The following is a 9,561-nucleotide window of genomic DNA, read 5'->3' as shown; positions in this document are numbered from 1 at the left end:
ACACGGCCGTTAAGCTCTTCAGCGCCGATGGTAGTTGGGGGTTTCCCCCTGTGAGAGCAGGACGCCGCCAGGCAAACGCAGAAAGGACAGCGAAAGCTGTTCTTTTTATTTCGGAATCATCTTCCATGAGAAGGAACTTGATTTTTGGAAAACCTATAAGGAAAAGGCAGGGTGCTGCACAGACACCTCCTCTTATATAGATAAACACCGCTTGAATAAAATTCAGGCGGTGTTTTTGTATTTAAATTGTGGGATACTCTCGAAATTATCAGTAGAACTTATCATTTACGCCACTCACATTGTGCTGATGTCAATCACGAATCGATATTTCACATCTGAAGCTAATACGCGTTCGTAGGCTTCATCAATTTGGTCGGCTGAAATGACTTCAATCTTAGGAACAATGTTATGTTTTGCACAGAACTCCAACATTTCCTGAGTCTCACGGATGCCTCCAATCATTGAACCTGCAAATGAACGGCGATGACCGATGAGAGAGAACACATTCACTGACAATGGCTCTGCAGGCGCACCAACGTTTACTAGAGTACCATCCAGCGTTAACAGTGAGAAGTAAGCATTAATGTCGATTTTTGCACTTACCGTGTTAATAATTAAGTCAAAGGTTCCGGCAAGTTTCACGAATGTTTCTGGGTCGCTTGTGGCATAGTAATTTTCAGCGCCAAATTGTAAGCCATCTTCTTTTTTACTTAATGTTTGTGACAGAACAGTGACTTCCGCACCCATCGCATGTGCAATTTTAACGGCCATATGACCAAGACCGCCCATACCAACAACCGCTACTTTTTTGCCTGGACCAGCTCCCCAGTGGTTTAGTGGCGAATATGTTGTAATGCCTGCGCAAAGTAATGGGGCTGCGACGTCAAGCTCTATGCTATCAGGAATTCTGACTACAAAGTCCTCAGTTACGACAATGTGGGTAGAATAGCCGCCTTGAGTAGGCTCGCCGTATTTGTCAACACCAGCGTAGGTAGGAACATTTCCTTTGAGGCAGTATTGTTCTTCTCCTTTTCGGCAGTTCTCACATTCGCCGCAGGAGTCAACCATACACCCGACTCCTACCCGGTCACCGACCTTGTACTTTGTGACCTCGGCTCCTATATCCGTGACAATTCCCGCAATCTCGTGCCCGGGTACGAGAGGATAGTTCACGGGACCCCATTCGCCATGAGCAGTATGGATATCAGAATGGCATATGCCTGCATATTTAATTTCAATCAAAACATCATGCAAATCCAGATCGCGTCGTTTAATTTCGGCTGCTCGAAACGGTTTGTCTGGGCCGTCGACAGCTCGTGCTTTAGCAGTTACCATAAAAAATCCTCCTATAATATATATTTTTCAAGAGAATGCGCCTGTATCAGGTATAAATGAATAAACCAGGTTAAAAATCTTTTCATTCATTTCCGTCCCTGCTTTTTTCTCTTGCAAAACAATGTTAATCCCTATAGTTAACTCTAGGTCAAGTGGATAGCTTATATTTTTTAAAAAGATTCCCGCCCATAAAGGTTTCATATCATCTATCAATATAGCCCTATAGCTAGCTGCATTCTTTTTTTAGTAAGCCTATCCCAGTTAAACAGAGTCCATTTCTACTTTCCCTATAAGTTGATTTTGACACTCAGCAAATACCGTGATAAAATTTCTGCAAAATATAGAGTTAACTCGAACTTTAGATATTTGAAAAGAGGAGATAAATGATGAAAACATATTCTATCAGCGAGGCTGCAAAAGAATTGAATCTTACGGTGTATACCTTGCGTTACTACGACAAGGAGGGACTTATGCCTTTTGTAGAACGGACACCGAGCGGAACAAGAGTGTTTAAAGAATCCGATATCGGTGCTTTAAAAATCATTGAATGTTTAAAAGCCACCGGGATGCCTATTAAGGAAATTAAAAGTTTCATTGATTGGTGTTCTGAAGGGGATTCCACCTTGCAGCAAAGGTATAACATGTTTATGGAACGAAAAGCTAGTGTAGAAGCACAGATGGAAGAACTAAGAAAAACAATGGAAGTCATTGAACATAAATGTATGTATTATAAGACTGCATTGGAAGCAGGAACGGAAGATATCCATAAAAACGATAAAATAGGGAGTTTCGTTACTAATTAACAGAAAACCACCTGTCTTTCATATATATTTGTGAAAGACAGGTGGTTTTTTGTTTGTAGCATTTACTACCGCTTACCTAATTAGATTATTTGTTTCATAGGACGAATCAAGATTTTGCTTACCGCAACAGTTTCAAGAGTACTAATGGCATAAGCTGCTGCATCTGTAATGTGACTTGACTTTAAGGCTAAATCAGTGTCAGCAGGGGTATTCTCTACTATCTCAGTGAACTTCTCTAACTAATCTGCAGCTCCTGATTTCGCTAATGGTTTATTTATAACAGCCTGTAACATAGAAACTTGTTTTTCTTCTTAATTCAATAGTTAAAATTTGACACCATACAAGGCACATACGTTACACTTATATTCAGATGAAATAAATCGAAATTTCTGATCATTTATCAATCTATTTTTATCAGATGGGTTGATTGTGTCATAAAGCTAGGAGGGACGGAACGGATGAACCAGCTGCATCCTGAGATTGATAAAATTCTTCAAAATATTGAACAAGTGATAGCGGGCAAACAGGAGGTGGCTAAACTAACACTGGTGGCGCTTCTCGCCGAAGGCCATGTGCTGCTTGAAGATGTGCCCGGTGTCGGGAAAACCACGATGGTCAGGGCACTAGCGAAGTCCATTAGTGCAGAGTTGCGAAGAATCCAGTTTACACCGGATTTACTTCCATCCGATATTATGGGTGTATCGATTTATAACCCGCGCGATATGGACTTTCAATTTTACCCAGGTCCGATTATGGGCAATATAATTCTCGCCGATGAAATTAACCGGACGTCGCCTAAAACCCAGTCTGCGCTCCTCGAAAGCATGGAGGAAAACAGTATTACAGTAGATGGTATAACACACGTGCTTGAAAAGCCGTTTTTTGTCATGGCTACACAAAATCCGATCGAATATGAAGGCACTTATCCACTGCCAGAAGCCCAGCTTGACCGCTTTTTGTTAAAAATGAAAATGGGCTATCCTACTTTAGAGGAAGAAATGGATGTTTTAAAGAGAGCTCAACATGTGCCGCCTATTGAAGATCTTCAGCCAGTTGTCAACCTGCCGGAACTCCGGCAGCTGCAGCTCGATATTAAAGGCGTTTATGTAGATGAATCTGTCAGAAGGTATATTGCTGAGCTTTCTGCGGCTACTCGTTCCCACAAAAGTGTTTTCCTAGGCGTCAGCCCCCGTGGTTCCATTGCCCTCATGAAAGCCTCACAAGCGCTGGCTTTTATGCATAACAGAGACTATGTGCTTCCTGATGATATACAGTATCTCGCTCCGTTTGTTTTTGCCCACCGGATTATTTTAAAACCAGAATCCCGTTTTGAAGGGATCGATGTCGAAAATGTAATTGAGCAATTGTTAGGCCTGGTTTCAGTGCCGGTTCAAAGGCACGTGGCCGAATGAGCAGGGCATTCTCGAAAACAAAAGAATTCCGCCGATTCCTATTTTTAATAGGGCTGAATGTTCTTGCTTTTTCGTATGCGATGTTTCAAGGAGGATTTGTCAGCTGGTTCTTATTTTACAGCTTTCTTCCCATCGCTTTTTATGCCTTCGTGTTGTTTTTTTATCCTTTGTCGCTTAAAGGTGAAAGAACATTTTCTAAACAAGAGTTTCTTTTCCAAGAGCGGGTCCGCGTTCAAATCACACTTTCAAGAAAAAACCGATTCCCGCTTTTTTATATGATCGCAGAAGAAATGATCGGCAGCTCTTCCTTACTCTCTGAACAGCAGATAAAGAAAGTCCTGGTTCCTGGCTTTAAAAAAAAGCTGGCGTTGGGCTATGAGATTAACCAGATGCCGAGAGGAGAACACCACTTCACGGGAATTCGTGTAAAAACAGGCGATTTATTCGGTCTTATTGAAAAAGAAAAACAAATTCCAATCGAAAATAAAATAGTGGTGTATCCTTCTTTCGAAGAGCTTCAATACCGGCCGATTTCTGGTTCGGCTGGTCAAGGCTCTGCGATGACAGCAAGGGCGTATCAAAACCAGGACACTTCCATGTCTGTTGGCATTCGCAGCTATCAGCCGGGTGACCGACTATCCTTGATCAATTGGAAAGCCACGGCGAAACGTAACAGCTTAATGACGAAGGAGTTCGAACAGTACCGGTCTCACGATGTCATGATTGTCATGGATTGCACGCCTTCGGTGCAGTTTGAAACAGTTGTTTCGTTTACGGCTTCTGCTATTAAAGGCATCATCCGGTCAGGTGTACAAGTCGGGCTGCTGACAGCAAGCGATAACGGCGGAAGTTTTGCGATTCGCGGCGGCGAGGGACAGGAGCAGCAGCTTTTTTATCACCTGGCGACCATTAAAGAGGCAGGGACTGTGTCTTTTGCAAAAGTCCTGGAAAATGAAACAGCGTTTATCCAGCAGAGCCGTACTCTTTTGCTTGTGATCGTGAAGCTGACTGAACAAGTGATCGAACGAGCCCGCTATTATGTAAGTCAGGGCCAGTTCGTAATCGTCTTTTTGGCTGCCGGCAGCCAGAATGCTTCGGAACACAAGCTGGTTCAGCAGGAACGCGGGATTAAAGTTTGTATCGTACATAAAGGTCAATTTGCGAAGGCCTTTTCGGAGGTGAGTAGGGCATGAATCAACAGCGTACAAAGTGGACGATTGATTCTTTTCTTTTGCACGTTCTCAGCTTTTTGCTTCTATGGGAGTGGCTGCGTCCCGTTGAACAGTTAACCGGTACAAGCCCGATCGGCTTTTTTGTTGGCTTTATTGCTGGATCACTGCTGCTGGCTTTTTTAGGAGTGCCCCGCTTAGTCTCTGCTATTTTAAAAATGGTCTATATACTGTTTTGTATTCAATTTATTCATTATGGCAGCTTCAGCGTGATGGTAAATTTGTTTTTAGGCGATGTAATTCAGAATACCGAGCTGATATTAAAAGGCCAGTGGACAGAGCTGTCCGATTCAATCCGGACGCTGCTGTTCTTTTCTCTTTTGTGGATTACTGTGTATTTAATTCACTATTGGCTGATGATCCGCAGTAATATTCTGTTCTTTTTTTTCGCTACAATTGTGTTTATTACAGTTTTAGATACGTTTTCTCCCTATTCAGCACAAACAGCGATCATCCGGTCCGTTTTGATTGGTTTTGTCCTGTTGGGAATATTGGCTTTCCGGCGGCTGACGGACTCTGAAGCGCAAAGTATGATGAAGCTGAAATGGATGGTTTCGGTGTCCGTCTTCGTTGTCGGGAGTACAGCCATTGCCTTTGCTGCCCCAAAAGCGGATCCTGTCTGGCCCAATCCCGTTCCCTTCGTGAAGTCACTGGGCGGTTCAGGCAATACGTCGACAGACGAAACAGGAGGAGGTGGATTTCGTTCCGATGATTCTGAGCTTGGCGGTCCGTTTCTGCCTAGTAGTGAAGTGGTCTTTACAGCTGAAGTAGAAGAAGAACATTACTGGAAGGTCGATACGAGAGATGAATACACCGGCAAAGGATGGATTTCATCCAGTCCAGACGAGCAGCTGCTTACTTTTAGGCGAAGTGTACCGCCTTCCTTTTTCTCTTTTACAGAGGAAGTTCCTTCAGAGGAAAGGATAAGCATTGTCTATACCGAAGAAGATTATGGTTATATCCCATATCCCCACGGCCTGGAGAGAATTGAAGCATCATCCTCCTACCGATACGAGCTGAATGAGGGGACCGATAAAATCACAGCAATCAACGGGGATGAACAAGAAGCGCCTGCATCGTATTCCGTTGAGTATAAACACCCTTCTTTCCGGGCAGAAGAACTTCAAAACAGTTCGTTGGAGGAAGCCGGCTCTTCTTTTCAAGCCATTGCCAACAGGTACACACAGCTTCCCGAAAATATACCGCCACAGATAAGAGAACTGGCGCTGGATATTACAGAGGAGCATAAAATGTGGTTTGAGAAAGCAAAAGCGATTGAAGCCTATTTCAGCTCCAGCGGCTTTACGTATGAGCAGGTGGATGTGCCTGTTCCGTCAGATGGTGAAGATTACGTCGCCCAGTTTTTATTTAATACGAGACGCGGCTACTGTGACAATTTTTCAACCTCGATGGCTGTTATGCTAAGAACGATTGACATCCCTGCCCGCTGGGTAAAGGGCTACACAGAAGGAACTTACCTGGAAACGACAGAATCCGGAAATCAGCTGTATCAGGTGACAGGCGAAAATGCGCATTCCTGGGTCGAGGTATTCTTTCCTGGTATCGGCTGGGTGCCTTTTGAGCCGACACAGGGGTTTACGAATGCAGCGGTTCCAGAATTAGAGGAAACATCTCAAACACCCGTAAATGAAGAAACACCGGCTGAAACACCGGCCGAAACGCCAGAACAGCCTGCAGCGGAAGAACCGACACAGGCAGAAGAGGGTCTTGATGAAGACTCCGGAGAAGCGTCGGAAGTAAATACAGAATCATTCTTGAAAACAAATGGGAAAACCATTGCTTTTCTGGCTGGAGCAGCGCTTATTCTTGCTGCGCTATGCTACCGGTACCGGAGAAAATGGCTGCCTTTCTATTACATTTTCATGTTTAAACAAAAGAAAGAGGATCACCATTTCCCACAAGCATATCTTGTTCTTCTTGCCCAGCTGGACCGCTCTGGACTGAAGAGAAAAAAAGGCCAAACGCTGAGCGGCTATGCGAAGGAAATCGACACTCTATTTTCCAGCAACACAATGAGCGATCTTACTGCTCATTATGAGCAATATTTGTATAGAGACCGCCTTCCGAGTGGCACATGGAACCATGCAAGAAATGAATGGGAAAGCCTTATGAAGAAAACCAGTTCTTAAATGGGTTATGAAGCTTTTCCTAAAAAAGCTGTCAGGTTCTACAGGCTATTCACACTCTCTTAGATGGTCGTTTTCGTAATTATCTGCCTGGATAGGGTAGAGGTCGCTAGTTCAACCCTGTTGGAAATCAGAAATCTAGCAATTCCTCTGTATCTTTTTAAAAAGCCTGCTGTTATTGGAACTCTGCTCGTTTGAACAACGGCGTACAGGACAGGCAGCGCTTTTAGACGTAAAGGAAGAATTAAACTTCTTGAAAAAGCTACTAAAATACGATAAAATTATTCCCATAAAATAGTTTGTACAAAGGGCTTGAGCAGGTGTTTGTCACGGTTGAGGCGTGATAGACGGTTACGATGGATGGTTAGCCCCATCCTGTAACACGCTGGGGCTCTTTTTGTTTTTTCGGTCATTTAATTACCGCAATTATACAGTTTATTTCGACGGTTAATAATAAAAATGTTCAGGGAGTTCGTGTTATGGATAAAGAAATCGTGAAAGCCTATACGACAACTGAAGTGGCTGCGATATTAGGTATCTCCCAGAGTACTGTGCGAAATTATAGTATCGCACTTGAGAAACATGGATACGTAATCGCGAAACCAAAGAGATCTCGTGTGTTTGTTGAGCAGGATGTTGCAACTTTAACGCAAATGAAAGAATTGAGAGCCTCATCTAAATTACCCATTAACGATATAGCGGGTATGCTGGGCGCTGCACCTATTGTGCTTCCAAGCGAAACGGCTGAAATTGAAGTACAAAACAACGCCGCGTCGAATGAAATATTGACTGCTATAATGGAAGAATTCACTGCTATCAAAAAAGAGAATGCAGAATTAAAAAAAGAACTTAAGCGTAATATGGATCATATTAATGTCGTCATATACGAAGTTCGAAGAACAAGCAGCCTGCTGTTTAAAGCTTTATCGGACCAGCCCGAACAAAAAAGAAGAGGTCTTTTTGGGAAAATAAAGTGATATTGCTGAATTCCTTTCAGACCTTTTAAAACTCTTATTGGAGAGGGGATTTAACGGAAAAGATCATCTCTTTAGAGATGGTCTTTTTTGTGAGGCATTTTTTGTTGAAAGGGAATAGTATTGATAAAAGCATTTTGCAGCATTAGTGGTCTCGTTTAATGGATTTATTTTAAACGTTAAATAAGTTCTTTTCGCTGAATCAACTTGATAACGGACTAGGAAAAGAACAAAATCACGCATGATTATAAAAATTTTATTAAAATCCACTTCAAGTCTTGAAGAAACAAGCGAGAGGGATTATGATTAATTAAAGCGCTTTCATTTTTGTGCCAGTGAATAAAAATGACCTATTTGACTACATAAGCAGTTTATCGTGCACCAAATTAAAAACTTAAATCTAGAACGATCAAGGGGGCTAAACATGTTGCATTTAAATATGCATTACGTCAAAGCAGCAGCTCATCATGCAAATGAATTGAAAAAAGTTTTAGATATTCATGGATCCTATGAAAGAAGGCACAGAGAAATAAAATCTGTTGCTCATTATATTTATTTGTTAAAAAACAGACTGGACCAGGAAGAGGACAATGCTGCGATCCTGTCAGAGTGGGAAAATGCTGAAAAAAGAGCGCGCCGATCCCAAAGGTTAATTAACTGGGATGCATCTGAAGTGGCGATAAAAAATGAAGTTGGATGGCTAACTCTTATGATTGAACGAATGGAGCTTGCCCTTAGTGGAACTAAGCCGGTATTAACGAGCGATGAAAAGCAACAGTTCGAGCTAGAAATGAACCTCCAAAAACAAACTGTTTAAAAATGGTTGATCGTTCTTTATTTAAATTGGACAAAGGATACCGATTCCTGCCGTCTTGCAGCATTAAGAACATTAATGGAAAAAGGGCAGGAACTGAAAGGAAGCATATGCAAAGGCGTAAAGGGGAATCTTTACGTTTTTTTTAATTTCCCGTGCTGGTACAGCGGAACCATTTTTTTGAATTCAGGCGTAAATACTTCGCGGATTGACTAATAGACAATCGAGATGAACTAAACCATAAGTAACGGAGAAAACTAGAGGGCAGCCGTTCACTGGTAACGACAAGGCAAATCTTTAACTTTTACAAGAATATAGGTTGAAGATTTGTTTTTTTTGTTTTTAAGGCATTGTGGATGGCTCTCTCACTTCTTATTAGCTTTTAAATAACTTAAAGCCAGGATAATAATAGTAAATAAATATTTTAATCCATAAATAATAATGTTATACTATTTTATATTTATCGCTTAATAAAGTTATACTAATTGGTGTGATAATTGAATAGTGGTATTCTATTTTTGCTTGTAATGGATCTGGAAAAGAAGAATGACTAGGCTGTGCTCTGGCTTGCTGTGGCGTCTAAGCAGGAGCGCCTGCATCGTTTCTACAAATCTTAGGGGATAAGGAAGGGTATAATGAGCAGCAGACAGAAAAAAACAGACGTTATCTTAATTGGTGCTGGAATCATGAGTGCAACTTTGGGAACAATTCTGAAAGAATTAGTACCGGAGTGGAATATCAAAGTATTTGAGAAGCTTTCAAAAGCAGGAGAGGAAAGCTCTAACGAATGGAACAATGCGGGAACGGGGCATGCGGCACTGTGTGAGCTGAACTACACAGTCGAAAA

The 9,561-nt window shown here is 42.1% G+C and carries 8 protein-coding genes; 7 read left to right on the top strand and 1 reads right to left on the bottom strand.

The window, feature by feature from the left end; all coding sequences use genetic code 11:
• Positions 1–294: 294 nt before the first annotated feature.
• Entirely contained in the window at positions 295–1,335 is a 1,041-nt protein-coding gene (locus RG959_RS23375; protein ID WP_342799201.1) for an NAD(P)-dependent alcohol dehydrogenase, read from the bottom strand.
• A 386-nt stretch (positions 1,336–1,721) separates the two neighbouring features.
• On the opposite strand from RG959_RS23375, the gene RG959_RS23370 reads away from it, so the two are divergent.
• The 7 genes from RG959_RS23370 to RG959_RS23340 form a co-directional block, all read left to right on the top strand.
• Positions 1,722–2,138, top strand: a complete 417-nt coding sequence (locus RG959_RS23370) for a MerR family transcriptional regulator (protein WP_342799202.1) — start codon at positions 1,722–1,724, stop codon at positions 2,136–2,138.
• A gap of 458 nt (positions 2,139–2,596) precedes the next feature.
• Positions 2,597–3,550, top strand: coding sequence for an AAA family ATPase (locus RG959_RS23365; protein ID WP_342799200.1), 954 nt, complete (start codon positions 2,597–2,599; stop codon positions 3,548–3,550).
• Positions 3,547–4,743 carry a DUF58 domain-containing protein gene (locus tag RG959_RS23360; protein WP_342799199.1) on the top strand — a complete coding sequence of 399 codons (1,197 nt, stop codon included), beginning with the start codon at positions 3,547–3,549 and terminating at the stop codon, positions 4,741–4,743. The genes RG959_RS23365 and RG959_RS23360 overlap by 4 nt, the downstream gene beginning before the upstream one ends.
• Complete coding sequence (locus RG959_RS23355) at positions 4,740–6,929, top strand: transglutaminaseTgpA domain-containing protein (protein ID WP_342799198.1); 2,190 nt, start codon at positions 4,740–4,742, stop codon at positions 6,927–6,929. Before RG959_RS23360 ends, RG959_RS23355 begins: the two co-directional genes overlap by 4 nt.
• Before the next feature lie 476 nt (positions 6,930–7,405).
• Positions 7,406–7,903: a MerR family transcriptional regulator gene (locus RG959_RS23350; protein WP_251274739.1), complete on the top strand. Its 498-nt coding sequence runs from the start codon at positions 7,406–7,408 to the stop codon at positions 7,901–7,903.
• Between the two features lie 421 nt (positions 7,904–8,324).
• The gene (locus tag RG959_RS23345; protein ID WP_342799197.1) at positions 8,325–8,717 is read left to right on the top strand and encodes a hypothetical protein; all 393 of its coding nucleotides are present in this window, start codon (positions 8,325–8,327) and stop codon (positions 8,715–8,717) included.
• Between the two features lie 632 nt (positions 8,718–9,349).
• Positions 9,350–9,561: malate:quinone oxidoreductase (locus tag RG959_RS23340; RefSeq protein WP_342799196.1), on the top strand; the 212-nt coding region annotated here is incomplete at its 3' end.

Origin of the sequence: Domibacillus sp. 8LH, assembly GCF_038806185.1 — a bacterium.
Taxonomy (GTDB): domain Bacteria; phylum Bacillota; class Bacilli; order Bacillales; family Domibacillaceae; genus Domibacillus; species Domibacillus indicus_A.
This window is presented reverse-complemented; position numbering and strand designations above follow the sequence as displayed.